Annotated in this window: 21 protein-coding genes; 14 read left to right on the plus strand and 7 right to left on the minus strand. The window is 69.6% G+C overall.

Features of this window, described 5'->3' with window-relative positions; all coding sequences use genetic code 11:
- Positions 1–64: 64 nt before the first annotated feature.
- Together dnaG and JJQ90_RS05465 are read right to left on the minus strand one after the other, a co-directional pair.
- On the minus strand, positions 65–1,909 hold the full coding sequence (gene dnaG, locus JJQ90_RS05460; RefSeq protein ID WP_216873432.1) for a DNA primase: 1,845 nt from the start codon (positions 1,907–1,909) through the stop codon (positions 65–67).
- Between the two features lie 49 nt (positions 1,910–1,958).
- A complete protein-coding gene (locus tag JJQ90_RS05465) occupies positions 1,959–2,423 on the minus strand; it encodes a GatB/YqeY domain-containing protein (protein WP_216873433.1) in 465 nt (154 codons plus the stop codon).
- A 125-nt stretch (positions 2,424–2,548) separates the two neighbouring features.
- On the opposite strand from JJQ90_RS05465, the gene carA reads away from it, so the two are divergent.
- The 11 genes from carA (at position 2,549) to JJQ90_RS05520 (ending at position 16,782) form a co-directional block, all read left to right on the plus strand.
- On the plus strand, positions 2,549–3,937 hold the full coding sequence (carA, locus tag JJQ90_RS05470) for a glutamine-hydrolyzing carbamoyl-phosphate synthase small subunit (protein WP_216873434.1): 1,389 nt from the start codon (positions 2,549–2,551) through the stop codon (positions 3,935–3,937).
- Positions 3,938–3,940: 3 nt separating this feature from the next.
- On the plus strand, positions 3,941–4,570 hold the full coding sequence (locus tag JJQ90_RS05475) for a LysE family translocator (RefSeq protein WP_216873435.1): 630 nt from the start codon (positions 3,941–3,943) through the stop codon (positions 4,568–4,570).
- 1 nt (position 4,571) lies between these two features.
- Entirely contained in the window at positions 4,572–5,207 is a 636-nt protein-coding gene (locus tag JJQ90_RS05480; RefSeq protein ID WP_216873436.1) for a LysE family translocator, read from the plus strand.
- On the plus strand, positions 5,204–5,470 hold the full coding sequence (locus JJQ90_RS05485) for a hypothetical protein (protein ID WP_216873437.1): 267 nt from the start codon (positions 5,204–5,206) through the stop codon (positions 5,468–5,470). The genes JJQ90_RS05480 and JJQ90_RS05485 overlap by 4 nt, the downstream gene beginning before the upstream one ends.
- 1 nt (position 5,471) lies before the next feature.
- Positions 5,472–8,717: a carbamoyl-phosphate synthase large subunit gene (gene carB, locus JJQ90_RS05490; RefSeq protein WP_216873438.1), complete on the plus strand. Its 3,246-nt coding sequence runs from the start codon at positions 5,472–5,474 to the stop codon at positions 8,715–8,717.
- A gap of 137 nt (positions 8,718–8,854) precedes the next feature.
- Positions 8,855–9,328 (plus strand): transcription elongation factor GreA, encoded by a 474-nt coding sequence (gene greA / locus JJQ90_RS05495; protein ID WP_216873439.1) that lies wholly within the window; start codon positions 8,855–8,857, stop codon positions 9,326–9,328.
- A 21-nt stretch (positions 9,329–9,349) separates the two neighbouring features.
- Positions 9,350–10,570, plus strand: a complete 1,221-nt coding sequence (locus tag JJQ90_RS05500; RefSeq protein ID WP_230410448.1) for a threonine ammonia-lyase — start codon at positions 9,350–9,352, stop codon at positions 10,568–10,570.
- A 116-nt stretch (positions 10,571–10,686) separates the two neighbouring features.
- On the plus strand, positions 10,687–13,326 hold the full coding sequence (locus JJQ90_RS05505; protein WP_216873441.1) for a PAS domain S-box protein: 2,640 nt from the start codon (positions 10,687–10,689) through the stop codon (positions 13,324–13,326).
- Positions 13,323–13,745, plus strand: a complete 423-nt coding sequence (locus tag JJQ90_RS05510) for a response regulator (RefSeq protein ID WP_230410345.1) — start codon at positions 13,323–13,325, stop codon at positions 13,743–13,745. Before JJQ90_RS05505 ends, JJQ90_RS05510 begins: the two co-directional genes overlap by 4 nt.
- Complete coding sequence (locus JJQ90_RS05515) at positions 13,742–16,183, plus strand: hybrid sensor histidine kinase/response regulator (RefSeq protein ID WP_216873442.1); 2,442 nt, start codon at positions 13,742–13,744, stop codon at positions 16,181–16,183. Before JJQ90_RS05510 ends, JJQ90_RS05515 begins: the two co-directional genes overlap by 4 nt.
- 89 nt (positions 16,184–16,272) lie before the next feature.
- On the plus strand, positions 16,273–16,782 hold the full coding sequence (locus JJQ90_RS05520) for an MgtC/SapB family protein (RefSeq protein ID WP_216873443.1): 510 nt from the start codon (positions 16,273–16,275) through the stop codon (positions 16,780–16,782).
- Here JJQ90_RS05520 and JJQ90_RS05525 read toward each other — a convergent pair.
- Together JJQ90_RS05525 and JJQ90_RS05530 are read right to left on the minus strand one after the other, a co-directional pair.
- Positions 16,769–18,094: a hypothetical protein gene (locus JJQ90_RS05525; protein ID WP_216873444.1), complete on the minus strand. Its 1,326-nt coding sequence runs from the start codon at positions 18,092–18,094 to the stop codon at positions 16,769–16,771. The two genes, JJQ90_RS05520 and JJQ90_RS05525, sit on opposite strands and share 14 nt — an antisense overlap.
- On the minus strand, positions 18,091–18,579 hold the full coding sequence (locus JJQ90_RS05530; RefSeq protein ID WP_216873445.1) for an Lrp/AsnC family transcriptional regulator: 489 nt from the start codon (positions 18,577–18,579) through the stop codon (positions 18,091–18,093). The genes JJQ90_RS05525 and JJQ90_RS05530 overlap by 4 nt, the downstream gene beginning before the upstream one ends.
- Before the next feature lie 179 nt (positions 18,580–18,758).
- Between JJQ90_RS05530 and trxB the strand changes: the two genes are divergently transcribed.
- Together trxB and JJQ90_RS05540 are read left to right on the plus strand one after the other, a co-directional pair.
- A complete protein-coding gene (trxB, locus tag JJQ90_RS05535; RefSeq protein WP_216873446.1) occupies positions 18,759–19,730 on the plus strand; it encodes a thioredoxin-disulfide reductase in 972 nt (323 codons plus the stop codon).
- Positions 19,731–19,883: 153 nt separating this feature from the next.
- A complete protein-coding gene (locus JJQ90_RS05540; RefSeq protein ID WP_216873447.1) occupies positions 19,884–20,792 on the plus strand; it encodes a LysR family transcriptional regulator in 909 nt (302 codons plus the stop codon).
- Between the two features lie 267 nt (positions 20,793–21,059).
- Here the strand turns inward: JJQ90_RS05540 and JJQ90_RS05545 are convergent, their stop codons facing one another.
- Complete coding sequence (locus tag JJQ90_RS05545; RefSeq protein ID WP_216873448.1) at positions 21,060–22,298, minus strand: MFS transporter; 1,239 nt, start codon at positions 22,296–22,298, stop codon at positions 21,060–21,062.
- Between the two features lie 105 nt (positions 22,299–22,403).
- Between JJQ90_RS05545 and JJQ90_RS05550 the strand changes: the two genes are divergently transcribed.
- Entirely contained in the window at positions 22,404–23,150 is a 747-nt protein-coding gene (locus JJQ90_RS05550; protein WP_230410347.1) for an AraC family transcriptional regulator, read from the plus strand.
- Here the strand turns inward: JJQ90_RS05550 and JJQ90_RS05555 are convergent.
- Together JJQ90_RS05555 and accD are read right to left on the minus strand one after the other, a co-directional pair.
- The gene (locus JJQ90_RS05555) at positions 23,125–24,450 is read right to left on the minus strand and encodes a bifunctional folylpolyglutamate synthase/dihydrofolate synthase (RefSeq protein ID WP_216873788.1); all 1,326 of its coding nucleotides are present in this window, start codon (positions 24,448–24,450) and stop codon (positions 23,125–23,127) included. The genes JJQ90_RS05550 and JJQ90_RS05555 overlap by 26 nt on opposite strands.
- Positions 24,451–24,455: 5 nt before the next feature.
- A complete protein-coding gene (accD, locus tag JJQ90_RS05560; protein ID WP_216873450.1) occupies positions 24,456–25,394 on the minus strand; it encodes an acetyl-CoA carboxylase, carboxyltransferase subunit beta in 939 nt (312 codons plus the stop codon).
- Positions 25,395–25,555 lie beyond the last annotated feature (161 nt).

Raw genomic sequence — 25,555 nt, forward strand, 5'->3', positions numbered from 1 at the left:
CCCCGCCTTTGCCTGCGCGAATTCGCCACGCCCCACGCCACCGCGCACCATCCGGCCCAACCCGTCAGCCGACCGGTGGGGCCGCCTCCTCCGTCTCCGCCGCCTCGCCGCGGCGTTGCGCCGACAGCAGCAGCGTCAACCGGATGAGCCGCTGCTGCGCCCGGGCCTGGACGACCGGATCGGTCGTCATCGCGTCCCAGTCGCGCCGCGCGCTGGCGAGGTCTTCCATCAACTCCGCCTCGCCCCGTAGCAGGCCGTAGAAGTGCCACCAGGCATCCAGCACATCCTTCGGCTGGGCGTCCGCGCTTGCGGCCTCCGGCAGGCCGGGGTCCCGCAGCAGGCCGGTTGTCAGCTCCGCCAAGCCTATGCCGGCGAGTTGGTCCATCAGACGGGTTGAGTCAAGTTCATGGCCCTCTGCCAGCCAGGCGAGGACGCGGTCGCGGCATTCCGCAAGACGCGCATCGCCGGGGTCGATCGCCGCGAAACATTCTTCCACTTCCGCCAGCAGCCAGGGATGGCGCAGCGTTATGGCGAAGAGCGCAGCGGCCTGGGCGGCCCGGGTGCGTTCCAGGGTGATTGCCGGCCGGTTGCGGGGTGGCGCCGGCGGCTTACGGCCAAGGGAGCTACCAGGGCCGCCACCGCCGCGCTGCGGCCGGCTGGCGGCGAAGAAGCGGTCGAGCAGCGCGCGGCGATATTCCGCCGCCAGTGTCTTGTCGGGGATGGCGTTCGCCGCCTCCGCCAGGCGATGGCGCAGCGCGGCGCGCTGTTCCGGGGTGCTGGCAGGGCGGCCCTCGGTCAGCAGGGCGAACAGCGCCTCCGACAGCGGACGGGCGCCGTCCAGCACCGTGGTGAAGCCACCGGGGCCGCGACGGGCCACCAGCGTGTCCGGGTCCTCGCCCTGCGGCAGGGTCGCCAGCTTCAGGCTGCGTTCCATGGTCAGCAGCGGCAGCGCGGCTTCGGCCGCCTTCGCCGCGGCACGGCCGCCGGCGGCGTCGCCGTCGAAGCACAGCACCGGCTCCGGCGTCAGCCGCCACAGCTCCTCCATCTGCTCCGGCGTCAGCGCCGTGCCGAGCGGGGCAACGGCGCCGCCGAAGCCGGCCTGGTGCAGGGCGATGACATCCATGTAGCCCTCCACCACCACCACCGGCTTGCCGCGGAAGGCGGCTTCCTTGGCGAGGTCCAGGCCGTAGAGGTTGCGGCGCTTGGAAAACAGGCTGGTCTCCGGCCCGTTCACGTATTTCGGCTGTCCGTCGCCGAGCGTGCGCCCGCCGAAGGAGATCACCCGGCCGCGGCGGTCGCGGATCGGGAAGATGACGCGGTTGAAGAACAGGTCGGTATAGCCCTCCCCCCCCTCGCGTTCCCGCACCAGCCCGGCCTCGGCCAATTGGGCGGGGGTGATGCCATCGGCCTTGAGGTCGGCGGCAATGGCGCCCCGGCCGCCGCCGGACCAGCCGAGGCCGAAGGCGGCGATGGTGGTCTCCGTCAGCCCGCGCCGCCTGAGATAGGCCAGCGCCTCCGCCCCCTCCGGCAGGTTCAGGCGGCGGCGGAAGGCGGCTTCCACCGCTTCCAGCACGCCGTAGAGGTCGCGGGCGCGGCGTTCGCGGGCGGCGGCCTCGGGGGTCGCCTGGGGGATCTGGAGTCCGGCCTCCCCGGCCAGGCGTTCCACCGCCTCGGGGAAGCCCAGGCCTTCCGCCTGCATGACGAAGCTGATGGCGTCGCCATGCGCGCCGCAGCCGAAGCAGTGGAAGTGGTCGTCATAGACGTAGAAGGAGGGGGTCTTCTCCCCATGGAAGGGGCAGCAGCCCTTCCAGTTGCGGCCCGATTTGGTCAGCCGCGTCTTGCGCTGGACCAGCGGCGCCAGCGGCGTCCGGAGTCGCAGTTCCTCGAGGAAGTTGGGGGGCAGCGCCATCGCCCTGCCCCCTTAGCACATCGGCGCGCCGATCAAGCGCGCCGAACAATCAGCCGCCGAGACGCGCCTTCACCAGCGGCCCGGCCTTGGCCATGTCCAGCACGGCACCGTGCTTGGCCCGCAGCACGGCCATGACCTTGCCCATCTCCTTCACGCCGGTGGCGCCGGATTCCGCGACGGCCGCATCCACGGCGGCCGCCATCGCCGCCTCGTCCATCTGCTGGGGGAGGAAGGATTCGATGACGGCGATCTCCGCCTCCTCCTTCTCCGCCAGTTCCGGCCGGTTGCCCTGGCGGTACATGGTGGCGCTTTCGGCGCGGGACTTGGCCATGCCGCGCAGCATGGCGACGATCTGGTCCTCCGGCACCTTCTCCACGCCGCTGGGGCGGGCGGCGATGTCCACATCCTTCAGCTTGGCCGTGATCATCCGCAGGGTGGAGGTGCGCGCCGCATCCTTGGCGATCATCGACTCCTTCAGGCTGGCGGTGAATCGGCTGCGCAGGTCGTCGGCCATGGGGTATTCTCCTTCGATGGGGGGATATAGCACGGGACGGCCCATGGGAAAAATCTTCCCAGGCGCGGCCCGCGCTTGCGATGGGCCCGCTTGCAGTGGGAAGGAAATTCCCACATATCTCTCCCATGCGAAGCGTCGAAGAGATCATCGCCCTGATGGGTGGACCGGAAGCCGCGGCGCAGCGGCTGAACATCGGCACCGAGGCCGTGCGCAAATGGCGCCAGGCGCGCGCCGTGCCGTCCAAGCACTGGTCCGCCATCCTGGCCGCCACCGGCCTGACCCTGGCCGACCTGCCGCAACCCCAGCCCACGCCCCGCACCCCTTCTCCCGGCAAGGACAGCAGCACCGTGACCCAGACCGCCCAGACCCCGCCCGCCGGCGCGACCGCCGCCCTGGTGCTGGCCGATGGCAGCGTCTTCTGGGGCCGCGGCTTTGGCGCCCAGGCGACCACCGTCGCGGAGATCTGCTTCAACACCTCCATGACCGGGTATCAGGAGGTGCTGACCGATCCCTCCTATGCCGGGCAGACCATCTGCTTCACCTTCCCCCATATCGGCAATGTCGGCGCCAACCCGGAAGATATCGAGGCCATCACCCCCGCCGCGCGGGGCCTGATCGTCAAGCAGGACCTGACCGAGCCGGCGAATTACCGCGCCACGCGCCACCTGGATGACTGGCTGAAGTCCCATGGCGTGCCCGGCATCGCCGGCATCGACACCCGCGCGCTCACGGCCCGCATCCGCGACGGCGGCGCGCCGAACGGCGTGCTGGCGCATCCGGCGGATGGCAGGTTCGACATTCCCGCACTGATCGAACAGGCCAAGGCTTGGCCGGGGCTGGAGGGGATGGACCTGGCGAAGGAGGTTTCGACCCGCCAGTCCTATGGCTGGGACGAGGCCGAATGGGCCTGGGGCCAGGGTTTTGGGCGGCAGGACGCGCCGCGGGTGAAGGTCGTGGCGGTGGATTATGGCGCCAAGCGCAACATCCTGCGCTGCCTCGCCTCCGCCGGCTGCGCCGTGACCGTGGTGCCCGCCACCGCCACCGCCGAGGACATTCTTTCCCACAAGCCGGATGGCGTTTTCCTGTCGAATGGCCCGGGGGACCCGGCGGCGACGGGCGCCTATGCGGTTCCGGCGATCCGGGGCGTGCTGGAGACGGGGCTGCCGGTCTTCGGCATCTGCCTGGGCCACCAGCTTCTGGCGCTGGCGCTGGGTGCGAAGACCTACAAGCTCGACCGCGGCCATCGCGGCGCCAACCAGCCGGTGAAGGAGCTGGCGACGGGCAAGGTGGAGATCACCTCGCAGAACCACGGCTTTGCCGTGGACGACGCCAGCCTGCCGGAGGGCGTGGTGGTGACCCATCGCAGCCTGTTCGACGGATCGAATGAGGGCATCGCCAGCACCACGAAGCCGGCCTTCTCGGTGCAGTACCATCCGGAAGCGAGCCCGGGGCCGACGGATAGCCACCATCTGTTCCGGCGGTTTGTGGGGATGATCGAGGCGGCGAAGGGCTGAGCCATGGTCGAGCCCGGCAACCTGCTGGCCTTCGCGGCAGTGGCGCTCGGCATGGTGCTGACGCCGGGCCCGAACATGATCTATCTGATCAGCCGCAGCATCCTGCAGGGGCGGGCAGCGGGCTTCGTCTCCCTGGCGGGCGTGGCGCTGGGTTTTGTTTTCTACCTGCTCTGCGCCGCGCTCGGCATTACTGCGCTCGTCATGGCGGTGCCCTTTGCCTATGACGCGCTGCGGCTGGCCGGCGCGGGCTATCTGCTGTTCCTCGCCTGGCAGGCGGTGCGCGCGCCGGGCACGCCCTTCGCGCCGCAGGCGTTGCGGCCGGACAGCCCGGCGCGGCTGTTTGCCATGGGCTTCCTGACCAACCTGCTGAACCCGAAGATCGCGGTGCTGTACCTGTCCCTGCTGCCGCAATTCATCGACCCGGCTTCGGGCAATGTCTTCGCGCAATCCGTCACGCTGGGCGCCGCGCAGATCGCGGTCAGCGTCGCGGTCAATGCGATGATCGTGCTGGCCGCCGGCTCCGTCGCCGTGTTCCTGGCGCGGCGGCCGGTCTGGCAGCGGGTGCAGCGCTGGCTGATGGCGACCGTGCTGACCGGGCTGGCGCTGCGGCTGGCTTTCGACGGGCGGCGCTGAGATGCCCTCCCCCGAAACCCTCCTCGTCTTCGCCGCGCTCTCGCTCGGCCTCGCGGTCACGCCGGGGCCGAACATGCTCTACCTGATCTCCCGCTCCCTCGCGCAGGGCACCGGGGCGGGCATGGTGTCGCTGGTGGGCTGCCAGTTCGGCTCCTTCACCATCATGGTCTGCGCCGCCGCCGGCATCACCGCGGCGCTGCTCGCCATCCCCTATGCCTGGGACATTCTGCGCGTTGGCGGCGCGGCGTACCTCCTCTACCTCGCCTGGCAGAGCGTGCGGCCGGGTGGCCAGCCGATCTTTGCATCTCGGAAAATGCCCCGCGAACCGCGCGCGCGGCTGTTCTGGGTGGGTTTCGCCACGGCGGCGCTGAACCCGAAGGTGGCGCTGTTCTACATGGCCGTGCTGCCGCCCTTCCTCGATCCCGCTCGGGGAAATCTGTTCCTCCAGGCCGCGATCCTCGGCTTCGTGCAGATCGCCATCTGCACCGCCTGGGACGCCGCGCTGGTCTGGGGCGCGGCGGGCGCGGCGCGCTTCCTCGGTGAAAACCCCACCTGGATGGCGGTGCAGCGCTGGGTGCTCGGCGGTGCGCTGGCGCTGCTGGCGGTGAAGCTGGCGACGGAGAGCCGCGCGACATGATGGACATCGCCTTCGGGCTGTTCGCCCTCGCCTATTCCGGGCTGGTGCTCTTCACCGTCGCCTCCTCGCTGCGCCGGCTGATGCCGCCGATGCGCGCGGCGCTGACCGCCTTCGCGCTCTCGGCGGGGGTGCATGGCGCGACGACATTGATGCTGGGCGAGAATGCGATGCTCGCCTTCGCCTTCTGGGGCATCCCCCATCTGCTGATCCTGCCGCTGCTGCTGCTGAGCGCGCGGCGCCAAACCCCTTCGACCGGAGCCTGACATGCCGAAGCGCACCGATATCAAGTCCATCCTCATCATCGGCGCCGGCCCGATCGTCATCGGCCAGGCCTGCGAATTCGACTATTCCGGCGCCCAGGCCTGCAAGGCGCTGCGCGCCGAGGGTTTTCGCGTCATCCTGGTGAACAGCAACCCCGCCACGATCATGACCGATCCGGGCCTGGCGGATGCCACCTATATCGAGCCTATCACGGTCGAGATGGTCGAGAAGATCATCGCCAAGGAACGGCCGGATGCGCTGCTGCCGACCATGGGCGGCCAGACCGCGCTGAACACCGCGTTGAAGCTGGCCGAGGCCGGCGTGCTGGAGAAGTATGGCTGCGAGCTGATCGGCGCGAAGGCGGAGGTGATCGACAAGGCCGAGGACCGGCTGAAGTTCCGCGACGCCATGTCGAAGATCGGCATCGAAAGCCCGAAATCCGCCATCGCGCATACGATGGAAGAAGCCCGCGCCGGCCTGGAACAGGTCGGCCTGCCCTGCGTCATCCGCCCGAGCTTCACCCTCGGCGGCACCGGCGGTGGCATCGCCTATAATCGCGAGGAATTCGAGCAGATCGTCGCCGCCGGTCTTTCGGCATCGATGACCACGGAAGTCCTCGTCGAGGAAAGCGTGCTGGGCTGGAAGGAGTATGAGATGGAGGTTGTGCGCGACAGCGCCGACAACTGCATCATCATCTGCTCCATCGAGAACCTGGACCCGATGGGCGTGCATACCGGCGACAGCGTGACCATCGCCCCGGCGCTGACGCTGACCGACAAGGAATACCAGCGGATGCGCGATGCCAGCATCGCGTGTTTGCGGGAGATCGGCGTCGATACCGGTGGCTCCAACGTGCAGTTCGGCATCAACCCCGTCGATGGCCGCATGGTGGTCATCGAGATGAATCCGCGTGTCAGCCGTTCCTCCGCTTTGGCGTCGAAGGCCACCGGCTTCCCCATCGCCAAGATCGCCGCGAAGCTGGCGGTGGGCTACACGCTGGACGAGCTCAAGAACGACATCACCATGGTGACGCCGGCCAGCTTCGAGCCGACGATCGACTATGTCGTCGTGAAGATCCCCCGCTTCACGTTTGAAAAGTTCCCGGGCACGCCGGCGACGTTGACCACCAGCATGAAGTCGGTCGGCGAGACCATGGCGATCGGCCGCAGCTTTGCCGAGGCCCTGCAGAAGGGCCTGCGCGGGCTGGAGACGGGTTTCACCGGGCTCGATGAGATCGAGGTTCCGGGCGATGGCAGCCACGCCGCCATCCGCACCTCGCTCGCCACCCCGAAGCCGGACCGCGCGCTGGTGGTGGCGCAGGCGCTGCGCGCCGGCATGTCCGTGGAAGACATCCACGAGGCCTGCCGCTTCGACCCCTGGTTCATCCGCGAGATTTCCCGAATTGTCGACGCCGAGCAGAAGGTGAAGGCGGAGGGTCTGCCGAAGACCGCCGACGGCTTTCGTGCGTTGAAGGCACTGGGCTTTGCCGATACGCGCCTGGCCAAGCTGACCGGCAGGACGGAGGCGCAGGTCTTCGCCGCACGCGACGCGCTGGGCGTGCATGCGGTGTTCAAGCGCATCGACACCTGCGCGGCGGAGTTCGCTTCCGACACGCCGTATATGTATTCGACCTACGAAGGCGGCTTCGGCACGCCGGAATGCGAATCGCGGCCGACGAACCGGCAAAAGATCATCATCCTCGGCGGTGGTCCGAACCGCATCGGCCAGGGCATCGAGTTCGACTATTGCTGTGTCCATGCCTGCTACGCGCTGCGCGATGCCGGCTACGAGACCATCATGGTCAACTGCAATCCCGAGACCGTCTCCACCGACTACGACACCTCCGACCGCCTGTATTTCGAGCCGCTGACGGCGGAGGACGTGCTGGCGATCTGCCGCAAGGAACAGGAATCCGGCGAGCTGCTGGGCTGCATCGTGCAGTATGGCGGCCAGACCCCGCTGAAGCTGTCCCAGGCGTTGCACAAGGCCGGCATCCCGATCCTCGGCACATCTGCCGAGGCCATCGACATCGCCGAGGACCGCGAGCGTTTTCAACTGTTGCTGAAGTCGCTCGGCCTCAAGCAGCCGCAGAACGGCATTGCCCGTGACCTGGACGAAGCCTTGGTCGAGGCCGAGCGCATCGGCTATCCGGTCGTTGTCCGGCCATCCTACGTGCTGGGCGGCCGCGCCATGGAAATCGCCTACAACAAGGAGCAACTCCGTCGCTTCGGCGCGGAGGCCGTGAAGGTCTCGGGCGAAAATCCGATCCTGATCGACCAGTACCTGGCCGATGCCATCGAGGTCGATGTGGACTGCATCGCCGACGAGACCGGCGATGTCTATGTCGCCGGCGTGATGGAGCATATCGAGGAAGCCGGCATCCATTCCGGCGACAGCGCCTGCTCCCTGCCTCCCTATTCCCTGCCGCCCGCCATCATCACGGAGCTGAAGGCGGAGACGGAAGCCATGGCCAAGGCCCTGAAGGTCAAGGGCCTGATGAACGTGCAATACGCGGTCAAGGGCGGCGAGATTTTCGTGCTCGAGGTGAACCCGCGCGCCAGCCGCACCGTGCCCTTCGTCGCCAAGGCCACCGGCATCGCGGTGGCCAAGATCGGCGCGCTGGTGATGGCCGGCGCACATCTGAAGAAGTTCGGGCTGGACGACACGGCGGTGTCGCGCCACGTCGCGGTCAAGGAAGCCGTCTTCCCCTTCAACCGCTTCCCGAATGTGGACGTCATCCTCGGCCCGGAGATGAAGTCGACCGGGGAGGTGATGGGCCTCGACCTGTCCTTCGAGAAAGCCTTCCTGAAATCCCAGATGGGCGCGGGGGTGAAGCTGCCCGAGTCCGGCACGGCCTTCCTGTCCGTCAAGGACAGCGACAAGGCCGGCGCCGTGACCCTGGCGCGCCGCCTCATCGAAATGGGCTTCAAGGTCCTCGCCACCCGCGGCACCGCGGCCCGGCTGCGCGAGGTCGGGCTGGATTGCGCGGTGATCAACAAGGTGGCGGAAGGCCGGCCGCATTGCGTGGACGCGATCAAGTCGGATGCGATCCAACTGGTCATCAACACCGCCAGCGGCGGGCAGAGCGTCTCCGACAGTTTCGACATCCGCCGCAGCGCCCTGACGCACGGTGTCCCGCACTACACGACACTGGCCGGCGCCCGGGCGGCGGTGCACGCCATCGCCGCCTTGAAGGGCGGAACCCTTGATGTAACGCCCCTTCAGGCCTATTTTACACGCTCATTCTGAGCGGGCGGGGATGGGGATCGTACCCTTTCCCCGCTTCGCCCGTTTCAGCGCGCCCCACGATCTGCCAGCCTGTCACCAGCCCGTTCGGCTGGCCCACGGCAAGGCTGGGCGCGGGGTGCCCGGAGGAAGGACGCGACGTGCAGAAGTTCCCGATGACCGCGGAAGGCCTGGCTCGACTGACGGAGGAGCTGCGTGCGCTCAAGGTCGAGGAACGACCGGCCGTGATCCGCGCCATCGCGGAGGCGCGGGCCCATGGCGACCTGTCCGAGAACGCCGAATACCACGCCGCCCGGGAACGGCAGTCCTTCATCGAAGGCCGCATCGCGGAGCTGGAATCGGTCATCCCCTCCGTCGAGGTGATCGATTCCACCAAGCTCACCGGCAACAAGGTGCTGTTCGGCGCCCATGTGACCGTGGTGGATGAGGAGACGGAGCAGGAGAAGACCTACCGCATCGTCGGCCAGTATGAGGCCGACATGAAGAACGGGTCGATCTCCAACTCCTCCCCGCTCGCCAAGGCGCTGATCGGCAAGAAGGTCGGCGACAGCGTCGAGGTGCCGGCCCCCGGCGGCGCCAAGGTCTATGAGATCGCCGCCGTCCGCTTCGTCTAGACCATGAGCCCCGTGGTGAGCATGATGCCGGTCGAGGCGCCCTCGATCGGCCTGGCCGATGTCCGCGCCGCCGCCGCCCGCATCAAGGGCGCGGTGCTGCGCACGCCGACCATCTTCTCCGACGCCCTGTCCCGCGCCACCGGCGCGAAGGTGCATCTGAAGCTGGACAACCTTCAGGCCACGGGAGCCTTCAAGGAACGCGGCGCGGCCAATCGCATCGCCCTGCTGACGCCGCGGGAACGGTTGGCGGGCGTTGTCGCCATGTCCGCCGGCAACCATGCCCAGGCCGTGGCGCGCCATGCCTCGCTGGCCGGCATCAGTGCCACCATCGTCATGCCGCGCTTCACCCCGGCCACCAAGGTGACCCGCACCGAAGGCTGGGGCGCCCGCGTGGTGCTGCATGGGGAGACGCTGGCGGAAGCCGCCGCCCATGCCCATGAACTGGCGCTGAACCACGGCCTGACCTTCGTCCACCCCTATGACGACGTCGCGGTCATCGCCGGCCAGGGCACCGCGGCCCTGGAGATGCTGGAGGATTTCCCGCATCTCGACACCCTGGTCATCCCGGTCGGCGGCGGCGGGCTGCTGACCGGCTGCGCCGCGGCGGCGCTGGAGATGAAGCCCGGCATCACCGTCATCGGCGTGGAGGTGGAGGGCTATCCGGCCATGCACCAGCGCCTGGCCGGCCAGCCCGTCTCCGTCGGCGGCCCCACGGTGGCGGAGGGTATCGCCGTGCGCGACGTGGGCGAGGTGCCCTATGCCTGGCTCAAGCGCATGGGCATCGAGGTCCTGGTCGCCCCCGAACGCAGCGTCGAACAGGCCATCGCCCTGCTGGCGGAAGGCGCCAAGCTGGTGGCGGAGGGGGCCGGCGCCACCGGCCTCGCCGCCCTGCTGGCCTATCCGGAGCGTTTCGCCGGCCGCAGCGTCGGCATCCCCGTCTGCGGCGGCAATATCGACGCCCGGGCGCTGTCCAACGTGCTGCTGCGGCAGTTGCTGCGCGATGGCCGCATCCTGCGCCTGCATTTCGACATTCCGGACCGCCCCGGCATGCTGGCTGACATCGCCGCCCGCATCTCCAGCCTCGGCGGCAATGTCATCGAGGTGAACCACCAGCAGCTTTTCGGCGCGCCCACCGTCCAGAGCACGGAACTCTACCTGATGGTCGAGGTGCGCGACGGCGCCCAGGGCAATGCCATCATCGCCGCCCTTCAGGCGGCCGACTACGTGGTGCGCCGCGGCTGAATCCGTCATCGACGGCGCACTGCAAGCGGTTGCACGCGTTGCGGTTGCTTCGGTCACGAGGCATTCTCCCCATAGCTGTGCCGGGCATCCATCCGTGACAGCGCGGGGGGTTCCACTTGCCACACCGCCAGGCCGAAGCGTCAGTTCCGCTGGACAGCCTGCGTCCGCTGCTCGATCAACTCGGCCAGGTCGGCATCTGCCTGGTCGATATGGAAGGCCGGATCACCGCCTGGGATCCGGTCTGCGCCGAACTGATCGGCCATGAAGCGACGGATGTGCTTGGCTGCCAGGCCTCCGATATCCTGCCTCCGCCTGGCCCGGACAGCGCGATAGGTCGCAGCCGGCTGCCGCTTCGCGCGGCGGATGGCACCCCGGCCGGCCATGCGGAAATCCTGCGCCCGCTGCCCCAGGCCGCCCCGCCCGAACGGCGGGAAGCGCGCTACCAGACGCTGTTCGACCACGCCCAGATCGGCATCCTGCTGGCCGACCCGCAAAGCCGCTACATCGACGCCAATCCGGCCATCTGCGCCATGCTCGGCCATGCGCGGGAGGAGTTGGTCGGCATGACCGCCGCCGACATCCTGGCGGAGGGCGAGCTGGCGCGCCTCAGCGCCACGCTGCGGGATCTTCACGCCGGCCTGCGGCACCGCCAGGAATGGCGGCTGCGCCGCAAGGATGGCAGCACCCTGCCGGCGGAGGTGGTGGTGACCCCGCTGCCGGACGGCCTGCTGCTCGCCATGCTGCTGGACCGCAGCGACCGCCAGCAGGCCGAGCGCATCCGCGACCACCTGGCCGCCATCGTCCAATCCTCCTCCGACGCCATCGTGGCGGAGGATATGGAAGGCCGGATCATGAGCTGGAACGCGGCGGCGGAGGCGATGTTCGGCTACAGCGCGGTGGAGATGGTCGGCGCGCCGATCACCCGCCTGGTGCCACCCGACCGGCAGCGGGAGGCCGCCCTGCGGATCGACCGCCTGCGCCGCGGCGAGAAGCTGGAAGTGGTGGAAACCCAGCGCCGGGCCAAGGATGGGCGCCTGATCGACATCTCCGTCACCACCTCCCCCATCTGGGACCAGCAGGGCCAGGTCGTCGGCGCCTCCCGCGCCGTGCGCGACATCACCACGCTGCGGCAACGCGACCGGGAGATCGCGCGCCTGTCCCGGCTCTATGCCGCGCTCAGCCAGGTCAACCAGGCCATCGTCTGGACCCGCGACCGGGACACGCTGTTCCAACGGATCTGCGAGGCGCTGGTGACCCATGGCGGCTTCCGCATGGCCTGGATCGGCTGGCAGGATGCCGCCCTGGCCCAGCTTCGGCCGGTGGCGGCCCATGGCGTCGCCGAACGGGACGTGCAGCGCGGCTTCGCCAAGGCGACCCAGCTCGACCCCGCCTTCCTGGCCTTCCGCAGCGGCGAGACCTCCATCCACAACAGCCTGACCGCCGACCCCGCCATCCTGCCCTGGCGCCAGCATGGATCGGGGCGGGAGGTGGAGGCCTGCGCCGCCATCCCGATCCGCCAGGGCGGCACGGTGCGCGGCGTGCTGACCGTCTGCTCCGACCGCGCGGATGTCTTCCATGACAAGGAGGTGGCGCTGCTGGAGGAGGCGGCGACCGACATCTCCTTCGCCCTCGACAACCAGGAGCGGGAAGTGGCCCGGCGCGCGGCGGAGGAGCGGCTGCGGCACGAGAAGCTCTTTTCCGACACGATCATCGAAAGCCTGCCCGGAATCCTGTATTTCTACGACCAGGATGGTCGGTTCCTGCGCTGGAACCGGAATTTCGAGACCGTCTCCGGCTATTCCGCCGCGGAGATCGTGCAGATGCACCCGCTGGATTTCTTCGGCGCCGAGGACCAGCCCCTGCTGCAACAGCGCATCGGGCAGGTCTTCGAGAACGGCGAGGCGGTGGTGGAAGCGGCCTTCCTGTCCCGCGACGGCACCTCCCACCCCTATCTCTTCACCGGACGGCGGGTGGAGTTCGAGGGCCGGACCTGCCTGATCGGCGCCGGGATCGACCTGTCGGACCGGGAGAAGCGGCACCGGGCAGAGGCGGCGGACCGCATCAAATCCGCCTTCCTCGCCACCATGTCGCATGAGCTGCGCACGCCGCTGAACTCCATCATCGGCTTCACCGGCATCATGCTCCAGGGCCTGGCCGGGCCGCTGAACATGGAACAGGGCAAGCAGCTCGGCATGGTGCAGAACAGCGCCCGGCACCTGCTGGCCCTGGTCAACGACGTGCTCGACATCTCGAAGATCGAGGCCGGGCAGTTGGAGGTGGAGCGGGAAGCCTTCGACCCACGCCGCGCCATCGACCGTGTCATGGCCGCCGTGACACCGCAGGCGGCGGCCAAGGGGCTGATGCTGGATCTGGTCGTGCCGGCGCCGCTCGGCCAGGGGATTGGCGACGCCCGGCGCTTCGAGCAGGTGCTGCTCAACCTGCTCAGCAACGCCATCAAGTTCACCGATGCGGGGCGGGTCGAGTTGTCGGCGGAGCGTCTGCCGGGGCCGCCCGCGGCGCTGCGCGTGGCGGTCGCCGATACCGGCATCGGCATCCGCGAACACGACCTGGCCGGGCTGTTCCAGCCCTTCCGGCAGATCGCCTCCGGCCTCGCCCGGCGCAGCGAGGGCACCGGCCTCGGCCTCGCCATCTGCCGGCGGCTTTGCGAATTGATGGGCGGCGGCGTCACCGCCGAAAGCACCCCAGGCCAGGGCAGCCGCTTCACCGTCACCCTGCCGCTGGAGGAGGCCCCATGAGGGACACTGTGAAGGCCCAGATGCAGGCCCCGATGAAAGCACGTATCCTGCTGATCGAGGACAATGCGCAGAACCGCTACCTCGCCTGCTTCCTGCTGGAACATCACGGTCATGAGGTGACGCAGGCGGAGACGGGGCCGGAGGGGCTGGCCCTGGCCGAGACGCTGCGGCCGGACCTGATCCTGCTCGACATCCAACTGCCGGGCATGGATGGGCATGAGGTGGCGCGACGCCTGAAGGCGGATGGCGCGCTGCGCCATATCCCGGTCGTTGCCGTCACCTCCTACGCCATGGTCGGCGACCGGGAGAAATGCCGGCAGGCCGGGGCGGAAGGCTATATCGAGAAGCCGATCAACCCGGAGACCTTCGTCGCCGAACTGGCGCGCTTCCTGCCCGGCCACTCGGACAGGCCGGCATGACCCGCATCCTGATCGTCGACGACCGGCCGGACAATCTCTACCTGCTGCGCGCCCTGCTGGAGGGCAATGGCTTCACCGTGCAGCAGGCGGAGAATGGACTGGAGGCGCTGCGCCTGGCGCGGGCGGACCCGCCGGGGCTGATCGTCTCCGACCTGATGATGCCGGTGCTGGATGGCTATTCCATGCTGCGGCGATGGCGCGCCGATCCGCGGCTGCGGGAGATTCCCTTCATCGTCTTCACCGCCACCTACACCACCCAGCGCGACGAGCGCCTGGCGATGGCAATGGGCGCGGATGCCTTCCTGCTGAAGCCGATGGAGCCGGAGGCGATGCTGGCCGCCATCCGGCGCACCCTGGCGCAGCGCGAGGAAGGGCAACTGCCCTCGCGCCGCGCCCGGCCGCAGGAGGACCGGGTGCTGCTGCAGGAATACAACCAGGTCCTGCTGCAGAAGCTCGAGGAAAAGGTGCTGGAGACCGAGCACGCCAACCTCGAACTGCGGCGCGAGGTGGCGGAACGCGAGCGCGCCGAGACCCGGCTGCGCGACAGCGAAACGCGCTTCCGCGCCACCTTCGAACAGGCCGCCATCGGCATCGCCCATATCGGCCTCGACCGCCGCTTCCTCTGGGTGAACGACCGCATCTGCGCGATGACCGGCTATCGGCGGGAGGAATTGCTGGGCCTCAGCTTCACGGACCTCTCCCTGCCGGAGGATATCGCGCGGGATGACGCCGCGCGGCAGGCCATGCTGGATGGCAGCCTGCCCCGCTACAACCGGGAAAAGCGCTACCGCCGGAAGGATGGCAGCCTGATCTGGGTGGAGCTGGTCTCCACCCCGGTGCGGGATGAACAGGACGCGCCGCGCTTCTTCGTCACGGTGTTCTCCGACATCACCGACCGCAAGCAGGCGGAAGATTCGCTGCGCCAGCGCGACCGCGCCATCCAGGTGGTCTCCCAGGGGATCGTGATGGCCGATGCCCGGCAGCCGGAGCACCCCATCATCTATGTCAGCGCCGGCTTCGAGCGGATGACCGGCTACAGTGCGGCGGAGGCGCTGGGCCGCAACTGCCGCATGCTGCAGGGCGCGGAGACGGACCGGGAAACCGTCGCCCGGCTGCGGGAAGCGATCGCCGCCGCCCGCCCCATCGAGGTCGAGATCGTCAACTACCGCAAGGACGGCACGCCCTTCTGGAACGCGCTGTCGCTGAACCCGGTGCGGGACGAGGATGGCACGCTGGCGTGGTTCGTCGGCGTCCAGACCGACATCACCGAACGCAAGCGGCTGGAGCGGGAGTTGTTGCAGGCGCAGAAGATGGAGGCGGTGGGACGCCTCGCCGGCGGCATCGCGCATGACTTCAACAACCACCTGACCGTCATCACCGGCTACAGCGAGGAGATCCTGGCGCATCCACGGCTGGAGCCGGCGGTGCGCGAATCGATCACCGCCATCGCCCGCGCGGGCGACCGGGCTGCGGAACTGACCCGCCAGTTGCTGGGCTTCAGCCGCCAGACCATGCTCCAGCCCAAGGTGATCGACCTGAACCAGGCGGTGACGGAAACCGGGCGCCTGCTGCAGCGGCTGATCGGCGCCGATATCGCCTTCGGCATGGTGCTGGCCCCCGACCTCGCCCGGGTCCGGGTGGACCCGGCGCAGCTCGACCAGGTGTTGATGAACCTGGCGGTGAATGCGCGGGATTCGATGCCGCAGGGCGGCCGGCTGACCATCGAGACGGCCAATGTCACCATCTCCGAAGGCTATGCCACCACCACCATGGACTGCCGCGCGGGGCCGCATGTGATGCTGGCGATGAGCGACACCGGCGCCGGCATGCGGCCGGAGGTGCAGGCCCGCATCTTCGAGCCCTTCTTCACCACCAAGGAAATCGGCAAGGGCACCGGGCTCGGCCTGGCGACGGTGTTCGGCATCGTCCAGCAGAGCCAGGGCTGCATCCATGTCTACAGCGAGCCGGGGCTGGGCTCGACCTTCAAGATCTACCTGCCGGCGGTGATGCAGCCACCGGATGCCCCCAGCCGGAGCCGACCGGCGCCGGCGGCGCGGGGGCAGGAGACGGTGCTGCTGGTCGAGGATGATGAGGGCGTGCGCAAGCTGGCGCAGATCGGCCTCGGGATGAAGGGCTACAAGGTGATATGCGCCCGCGATGGGGCGGAGGCACTGGCCATGGCCGAGGAAGCCGGGCCGATCGACCTGGTGCTGACCGATGTGGTCATGCCGCGGCTCGGCGGGCCGGAGCTGGTGCGGGCGCTGCGGGCGCGGCACCCGACGGTGAAGGTCCTGTTCATGAGCGGCTACACGGATGATTCCGTCGTCCGCCACGGGCTGATGGATGCCTCCGTCGCCTTCATCCAGAAGCCCTATACGCCGCGCAGCCTGGCCGCGAAGGTGCGGGAGGTGCTGGACACGCCGCTGCCGGCCGCATGACCGCGCGATGACGATGCAACCCCGCCTGTGCCACGGGGTTGTTCTGCCGCGCCACGGCCACCGCCGGCCGGGCGCGGAGGGTGCTGCGCGTGGAGACGAGTTGGCTGACCGAACTGGCCGGTGACCTGGCCCGGAGCTACGGCCCGAACATCCGGGATCTCGGCCTGGCCTATGCGCTGGCCTTCATCATCGGCTGGAACCGGGAGCGGGAGAGCAACAGCGCCGGCCTGCGCACCTTCCCCCTGGTGGCCATCGCCAGTTGCGGCTTCGTCCAGGCGGCGGAGAGCATCACCGCCGACAGCCCGGAAGCCACTGCCCGCATCGTGGAAGGCGTGATCACCGGCATCGGCTTCATCGGCGCAGGCGCCATCCTGAAGGGTGGCGCGGCCATCCGTGGCACGGCGACGGCGGCCAGTATCTGGGCGACCGGCGCCATGGGCGCGGCGGTGGCGCTGGGCAGCTATCATGTCGCGGTGACCGTCTGCCTGTTCACGGCGGCGACGCTCTATGCGCTGACACCCTTGAAAACAGGCCGTGGCGCAGCGGCGCACCCCGCCGAGCCGGAGGCCGCCACGCCGCCCCGCATCACCTGGGGTTGACGCGGCTGGTCCAGGGTCGCGGCTGGTAGTCGGGCAGGATGCGGCACGGGCCGGTGGCGCGGCTGGCCAGGGCCTCGCAACGGCCGCGGATTTCACTGGCATTGGGGCGGCGCCGGGTTTCCGCCCAGTCGCGCAGCGCGGCGGCGGCGGCGGCGTAGATCGGGCCGGAGAGCTTGGAATGCTCCATCTCCTCGGTGAAGACCTGAAGCAGCAGATGGTCGGTGCCCGCCGCCTCCAGCGTGGTGCGATAGGCGGCCTCATGCTCGACGAAGGCGGTCATGTCCTCCACCCCATGCAGGGTCAGGACGGGAACGGCGATGCGGCCGGTCGGGTCGCCATCCTCCGCGAGGCGCGCCGCCGCCGACGGGTCCGGGGCGATGCGCGGGATGCGGGCATTGAGCGCGGCGTCGTCGGAGGTGCCGCTGTAGCGCACCGACTGGTTCCCGAAGGCGCTGCGCCCCTCCATCATCTGCCAGGCGATATCGGCGAACAGGGTGGTGGCCCAGGTGAGGTGGCCCGGAATCGCCCATTCCGGAATGCGGCTGGCGGCCGAGAGGTCGGACAGCGCCCGAAGCTGGGCCGGGGATCGCTGCTCCGGCGCCAGCTCCGCCCCGGTGCAGGCCAGGTAGCGGTCCATCAGCTCCTGCCGCGCCATCCGGACGCCGCGGGGCAGGCCCAGCGTGACAGGATACTGCGTCTCCTCCGGCCGGGGATGGGTGCCGCAGATCGCCTGGAAGGCGGCGCGCAGGTCGACGCGCATGTCATAGGCGCGGCTCGGCCCGGCCAGCACGCCGGAGGTGAGCAGCGCCGCCTGCCAGGGGCGGGTGCCATCCGCGCCCGGTTCGTTCAACGTCTCGATCGCGCGGGCGGCGACGGCGGCGCCCCAGGACTGGCCATGCAGCAGGCTAAAGCGGATGGGCCCGAGCACCTGCCCGGCGATCCGCCGCGCCTCCAGCGTATCCTCCCCGGCGCGGCGGATGGCGAAGCCGGCGCGGCGGCGGCTGGTGGAGACCCAGGCCCAGCCCTGGTCGAGGAATTCGCTGTAGCGCAGCAGGTCTTCATCGGTGGTGTCGCGGGCCGGCGGGGCCATGCGCGGGCCGCCGAAGATATGGGTGATGAGGCCCCCATGCCAGTTCGCCGGCCGGGCGATCAGCAGGAAGGCGCCATGGCTGTCACGGCCGCGCAGGCAGGTGGTGCTCTCCGGCAGGCCGGGTGGGCATTCCGCCGGGGCGGGTGGCTCGGCGGCCAGGGCCGCCCCACCCAGCCACAAGGCGATGGCCGCGATCGCGGCGGCCCGGCCGGCACGGCTCACGCAGGCGCACCCTCCACCGGCACGCCGGAGATGTCCTTTGTGGTGTGGATGGTCTGCAGGGTCTGCACCCGCAGCACATGGGCGGCGCCGGTCAGCCGCCCGGTCAGGGCGTTCTCATGCGCCGTGTCGCGGGCGACGAGGCGCAGCATGAAGTCGCCGCCGCCACGGATCATGTGGCATTCGCGCACCTCCGGCCATTCGCAGACCATCTGCTCGAAGGCCTGGAGCACCGACTGCTTCTGGGTTTCCAGCCCGACCAGGGCGAAGAAGGTGATCTCCCAGCCCAGCACCTGCGGGTCGAGGTCGGCGTGGTAGCCGCGGATCACCCCCTGCTCCTCCAGCCGCCGCACGCGGCGCAGGCAGGGGGGGGCGGAAAGGCCGACGCGGCGGGCCAGTTCGACATTGGTCATCCGGCCATCGGCCTGCAGCTCCGCCAGGATCTGGCGGTCCACATCGTCGATATCCGGTGGAAGGTCCTCGGTCATTAAGTCCGTCATGTCCCGGCTGGGGGTTCCAGGCGCAATATCCTTTCGACTTCGCCGATCTACAAGACGTTCTCCGTCGATTCACACGCGAGATGGCATAGGACGACAAGGCGGGTTGAGCATTCACCGGGCACGGCCGATATGCAGCGCAACGCTTTGCCTCCAGCCGGATCAATCCCGTGTCCCAGACAATCGCCACCCGCCTGCTGATCCTCGGTGCCGGCCCCGCCGGCTACACCGCCGCCATCTACGCCGCCCGCGCCGGGTTGAAGCCGCTGGTGGTGGCCGGGCTTCAGCCCGGCGGGCAGTTGACCATCACCACGGAGGTGGAGAACTTTCCCGGCTTCGCCGAGCCGATCCAGGGCCCCTGGCTGATGGAGCAGATGCAGGCCCAGGCGACGCATGTGGGCGCGGAGGTGGTGCAGGATGTCATCACCGCCGTCGACCTCAGCCGCCGCCCCTTCCGCTGCACCGGCGATTCGGGGGCGGTCTACCTGGCGGAGGCGCTGGTGATCGCCACGGGCGCGCAGGCCCGCTGGCTGGGCATTCCGGGGGAGAAGGAGCTTTCGGGCTTCGGCGTCTCCGCCTGCGCCACCTGCGACGGCTTCTTCTATCGCGGCAAGGATGTGGCCGTGGTCGGCGGCGGCAATTCCGCGACGGAGGAGGCGCTGTACCTGTCCAACCTGGCGCGCCACGTCACGCTGATCCACCGCCGCGACAGCCTGCGGTCGGAGAAGATCCTCCAGCAGCGGCTGTTCGAACGGCCGAATGTCACGGTCATCTGGGACACGGCGGTGGAGTCGGTGCTGGCGGATGCCAGCGGCCGGGTGGCGGTGGCCCGCGCGCTGGCGCTGCGCAACCTGAAGACCGGGGCGGCGCGGGAGCTGCCGGTGCACGGGCTGTTCGTGGCCATCGGGCACGACCCGGCGACCGCGCTGTTCAAGGGCCAGCTCGGCATGGATGCGGAGGGCTATATCCGCACCACCCCGGGCACCACGCAGACCACCATCCCGGGCGTGTTTGCCGCCGGCGACGTGCAGGACAAGATCTACCGCCAGGCGGTCACCGCCGCCGGCACCGGCTGCATGGCGGCGCTGGAGGCGGAGAAGTTCCTGGCGCATCTGCCGGCCGTGGAGGTCGAGGCGGCCTGATCCGACGGGGCGGGGCGGTTCGGCACAGGCATTTTTGCGCTTTTGGACGGCAGGCCTGGGAAAAAAGCGCCCGAACTGTCATCAGCATGCTACTCAAACCGAATCGCGGCATGTCACCTTGCCACGAACTGAAACAGGGAATCGGGCGCGGGCATGCCGTTGGATTGGGACAAGCTGCGCGTTTTCCACGCCGTCGCCGAGGCCGGGTCCTTCACCCATGCCGGAGAGACGCTGAACCTCTCCCAATCCGCCGTCTCCCGCCAGATCCAGGCGCTGGAGGAGGCGCTGCAGGTCCCCCTGTTCCACCGCCACGCCCGCGGCCTGATCCTGACCGAGCAGGGCGAGACCCTGAACCGCGCGGTGCGGGAGGTTTTCGCCAAGCTGGCGATGACCGAGGCGCTGCTGACCGAAAGCCGGGAACGGCCGACCGGCCGGCTGAAGGTCACCACCACCACCGGCTTCGGCAGCCTCTGGCTGGCGCCCCGGCTGCGCCGCTTCATGCAGATGCATCCGGATGTGACGCTGACCATCGTGCTGGACGATGCCGACCTGGATCTCGCGATGCGGGAGGCGGATGTGGCCATCCGCCTGCATCCGCCCCGGCAGCCGGACCTGATCCAGCGCAACCTGGGCAATTTCGGCTGGCGCGTCTGCGGCTCGCCCGACTACCTCAAGACCGCCGGCATGCCGATGCGGGCCGAGGATCTCGATGCGCATCGCATGATCGTCTATGGCGACTACCGCCCGCCGGTGGAGAGCATCAACTGGTTGCAGGAGGCCGGGCGCCGCCCCGGCTCCACCCGGCGTGCGATGCTGGAGATGAACAGCCTTCCCGGCATCCTGGCCGCCGTCCGCAGCGGCCTCGGCCTCGCCGCCCTGCCCGACTACATGGGCGAGGAGCTGGACGGGCTGGTGCAGGTGCTGCCCGACCTCAAGGCACCGCGGATCGAGGCCTATTTCGTCTATCCGGAGGAGCTGCGCCATTCCAAGCGCGTCGCCGTGTTCCGCGACTTCCTGGTGGCGGAGCTGGCGATGCCGGCCCGGATGCAGCAGGCCGGCTGATCGCATTTCGCGATCGCTGCCTTGAGTTCTGTGGTTAACGAGGTTGTGTTCGATATTGCATGCGTCTGGCGCATGGCGGGTAGCGGCTTTTTGCCCAACATTTTTGCCGCAGCGCACACTATGTAGGCTGTGTTCCGGCGGCGACGCTGGATCAGGGTCATTCGGGTCTCCCGAACCCCTTCGTCTCCCAGACGTGAAGCCTCCCTGTTTGACTTAGGCCGCTACCCCAACGGGTTGGCGGCCTTTTTTTTGGCATGCCAGGGGGGCCTACTCCGCCGGCTGCGGCGTGGCAGGACCAGGGCGGGGCGCCGCCCAGAGTTCCGGCGCCAGTTCCTCCTTCCGATCCGGGAAGGCCAGGGCGCAGAGGAAGGTCACGGCGGCGACGCCGGCCAGCAGCAGCAGCACACTGCCCAGCCCGCCCGCCGTGGCATGCAGCCAGGCGATGACCGGGCTGGCCGCCGCGGCGCCCAGGAACCCCACGAAGAAGCGAATCGAATACAGCTTCGCCCGCAGCGCCGGGGCGACGTAGCGCGCCGTCATCGTCTCGTTCACCGTCACCTGCCCGAAGATCGCCGCCGCGATGACCCCGGCCACCGGCAGCACCATCCAGCCCTGCAATTGCGACAGCAGCAGAAAGCCGGGCATCTGGATGCAGGCTAGCGGCAGGAAGATGCGCTTCAGCGTGTTGCGGTCGATCATCCGCCCCACGGTGAACTGCGTCAGCCCGCCGCAGATCGTCACCAGGAAGGCGAGCAGACCCACCACCGGCAGCAGGTCCGGGCTGTCCGCCAGCCGTTCGGCCATCAGCTTCGGCAGTAGCAGGGTGAAGGCGTTGAAGATGAAGCCGGAGACGGTGGCGAGGCTCAGCAGCACCACCACCGCGCGGCGCACCACCGCAGCGGGAATCTCGGGAAAGGGCTTTCCGGCGGCCTTGTTCTTGGCGACGTCCTCCGGCCCCTCCCGCAGATAGAGCAACCCGACCAGGATGCAGAGCGCGCCCGGCACTGCGAAGGCCCAGCGCCAGCCGAGCCAGGCGGCGAGGAAGGCCGTGACGACCGGCGCCAGCGCCACGCCCAGATTGCCGAAGACGCCGTTGATGCCCATGGCCGCGCCGACGCGCGCCCCGGCCGCATCCACCAGCATCGCCGTGCCGATCGGGTGGTAGATGGCGCTGAAGGCCCCCATCAGCGCCAGCCCCGCCGCCAGCCAGTACGGGCCGGGGGCGAAAGCCGAAAGCACCAGCGCGGCGCCGCTGCCGAGGAAGAAGGCCACCATCAGCGCCGGCCGCCCGAAGCGTTCCGCCAGCCAGCCCATCGGCAGGCTGCCGAGGCCATAGAGCACGAACATCCCCGTCCCCAGCGCCAGGATCGGCCCGTAATCCGTGCCGAACATCGCCGGTTCCTGCAGCACGATGGCCAGCACGGCGGTGGCCAGGATCAGCAGCCCGTAATGGGTGAAGATATGCGCCGCGTTGACGAACCAGATCTGCCGCTGGGCCGCGTCCATGATGGTGTTTCCCCTTGCTGGAAGCATGCTAGTCCTGGCGCCTGATCGACGTCCGGACAGGTCATGTCGCGAACTCGCCAAATTCCCGCCCCCCTGCGCGCCGACATGCCGCAGGATGCAGTGGACCGCCCGCTGGCCGCCTTCGCCCGGGACTATGCGGATGGCGAACACACGCCGCGTCACATGCATGGGCGGGTGCAGTTGATCTACGCCACCCAGGGGGTGATGCGGATCACCACCGACGAGGCCGGCTTCCTGGTGCCGCCGCTGCATGCGCTGTGGATGCCCGCCGGCACCGCGCATCAGGTGGTGACGCAAGGCCAGGTCGCGATGCGGGCGCTGTTCCTGCGCGCCGACGCCGCCCGGGCCGGCCCCGCCGCGACCACCGTGCTCGCCGTGTCACCCCTGTTGCGGGAACTGATCCTGGCCGCCTGCGCGGAGCCGCTGGAATGGGACCCGCAGGGCCGGGGCGGGCATCTGGCCGCGCTGATCCTGGATGAGATCGCCCGCGCGCCCGCACTGCCCTTCCGGGTGCCGGAGCCGCATGACCCGCGCCTCAAGCGCCTGGCCGCCGCCCTGCGCGCCGACCCGGCAAGCGGCCGCACGCTGGAGGACTGGGCGCTGCTGGCCGGCGCCAGCCCGCGCACGCTGGAGCGCCGCTTCCAGGCGGAAACCGGCCTGTCCTTCGCCCGCTGGCGCCAGACCTTGCGCCTGACCGAGGCCGCCGCCCGGCTGGCCGGTGGCGAGCCCCCGGCCCGCGCCGCCGCCGCCGTCGGCTATGCCAGCGCGCCGGCCTTCGGTGCCGCCTTCCGGGCCGCCTTCGGGGTCACGCCCGGCGCGGCGCGCCGTTGAGAATAGGACGCGGCGCGCCGTTGAGATTTTCGAGTTTCAGCACTTCCCCGGCCAGGTAAAGGCTGCCGCAGATCAGCACCCGGGCCGGGCCACCCTCGCGCGGCAGGGCGGCCAGGGCCTGTTCCACCGTGCCGCCCGGATGGGCGGTGCCGCCACTGGCGGCGACCACGCCCTCCACGCTCATCGCCAGGTGCTGCCCCGGCTCCGCCACCGCCCAGAGGCTGCTGGCCGCGGGAATGATGGGCGCGAGGAATTCCGGCACCTGCTTGCCGGCCTTCATGCCGACCAGCACATGCAGCGGCCGGTCGCCAAAGCTCTCCCGGATATGCTGGCCGAGCACCACGCCGGCGCCGGCATTATGGCCGCCATCCAGCCACAGCTCCCAATCCGGCGGCAGCAGCGCCGCCAGCCCGGTCAGGCGCTGCATCCGCGCCGGCCAGTTCGCGGTCGCCACACCGTCCCGGATCGCCGCCTCGGTCAGCCAAGGCGGGTTCCAGCCGCGCAGCGCGGCGATGGCAATGCCGGCATTGTCCGCCTGGTGCGGGCCGATCAGGCCGGGGCGCGGCAGGTCGAGGGTGCCGGCCCCGTCGCGGAAGGTCAGCGTGCCGTCGGCATGGCGCGTCATGTCCCAGGCCTGGCCCCGGGCCGCCAGGGGCGCGCCCTGGGCGCTGGCCTCGGCCTCGATCACCGCCAGCGCCGCCGCCGGCTGGGCGCCGGTGGCGCAGGGCACGCCGGGCTTGATGATGCCAGCCTTCTCCCAGGCAATGCGGGAAATGTCCTCGCCGAAGAAGTCCATGTGGTCGAGGGAGATGCTGGCGATCGCGGTCGCCGCTGGGCGGTCCACCACATTGGTCGCGTCGAACCGCCCCCCCAGCCCGACCTCCAGCACCAGCAGGTCGGCCGGGACGCTGGCGAACAGGTGCAGGGCGACGGCCGTCGTCACCTCGAACACCGTGATCGGCAGCCCGGCATTCGCCTGTTCCACATGCTCCAGCGCCGCGATCAGCGCCGCTTCCGTCACCAGCTCACCGGCCAGCCGGATGCGTTCATGGAAGGAAACGAGGTGCGGACTCGTAAAGACATGCACGCGCAGCCCGGCGGCTTCCGCGATGGCGCGCAGAAAGGCGCAGGTGCTGCCCTTGCCATTGGTGCCGGCGACATGGACCACCGGCGGCAGTCGCCGTTCGGGATGATCCAGCGCCGCCAGGCAGCGCTGCAGCCGCTCCAGGCTGAGGTCGATCAGCTTCGGATGCAGGCCATGCAGCCGGTCGATAATCTCCTCGCTGCGCGAGGATGGCAGGGTGCTCACGCCGGCTTCACGGCCTCGGCCACCACCTCGGCGGGCTCCGGCGGCGCCAAGGCCGGCAGGGCCTCGGGCGGGGCCTCCGCCGGCAGTGTCGGCTCGCGCAGCAGGGAAATCACCTGCGCCAGGGTGGCGCGCATGTCATGCCGCTTCACCACCATGTCCAGGATGCCGTGCTCCAACAGGTATTCGGCCCGCTGGAAGCCCTCCGGCAGCTTCTCCCGCACCGTCTGCTCGATGACGCGGGCGCCGGCGAAGCCGATCAGCGCATTAGGCTCGGCGATCTGGATATCGCCCAGCATGGCGAAGCTGGCGGTCACGCCGCCCGTGGTCGGGTCGCAGAGCACGACGATGAAGGGCAGCCCGGCCTCCTTCACCATGCGCGTCGCGATCACCGTGCGCGGCATCTGCATCAGGCTGATCGCGCCTTCCTGCATGCGCGCGCCGCCGGAGGCGGTGAAGACGATCAGCGGCGCATCCTGCAGCACGGCAAGCTTGGCGGCCGTCACCAGCGCCTCCCCCACCCCGGCGCCCATGGACCCGGCCATGAAGCCGAATTCAAACACGCCGAGCACCGCCTTGCGGCCCAGGATCTGGCCCTGCGCCACCAGCACCGCATCATCCATGCCGGATTTCTGCTGCGCTTCCTTCAGACGGTCGGCATATTTGCGCTGGTCGCGGAAACGCAGCGGGTCTGCCGGCGCCTTCGGCAGCTCGATGCGCGACCATCCCTCATCCAGCGTCGCCTTCACCCGCGCCGCGGCGGACAGCCGCATGTGATGCCCGCAATGGGTGCAGACATGCAGGTTCCGCTCCAGGTCGCGGTGGAAGATCATCTGCTCGCAAGCCGGGCATTTGTGCCAGAGATTGTCCGGCACCTCCCGCGGCTGCCCGAACAGAGCCTTCACCTTCGGCAGCGCCCAGTCGGAAATCCAGTTCATGCGTCCATGCCCTCAAGCGCCGGTCGCGCGCCGGAACGCGCCGCGCGGACAGCCTGCGGCCGCCCATGCGGGGCGGGAGGTAGGGGCAATACCCGGCCCGGCGCAAGAGGGCGCACCACCCGGATGCCATCCGCACCGCGCCCCTGGACATCGCGCGCATC

The sequence above is a fragment of the Falsiroseomonas oleicola genome, assembly GCF_019029495.1.
Taxonomy (GTDB): domain Bacteria; phylum Pseudomonadota; class Alphaproteobacteria; order Acetobacterales; family Acetobacteraceae; genus Falsiroseomonas; species Falsiroseomonas oleicola.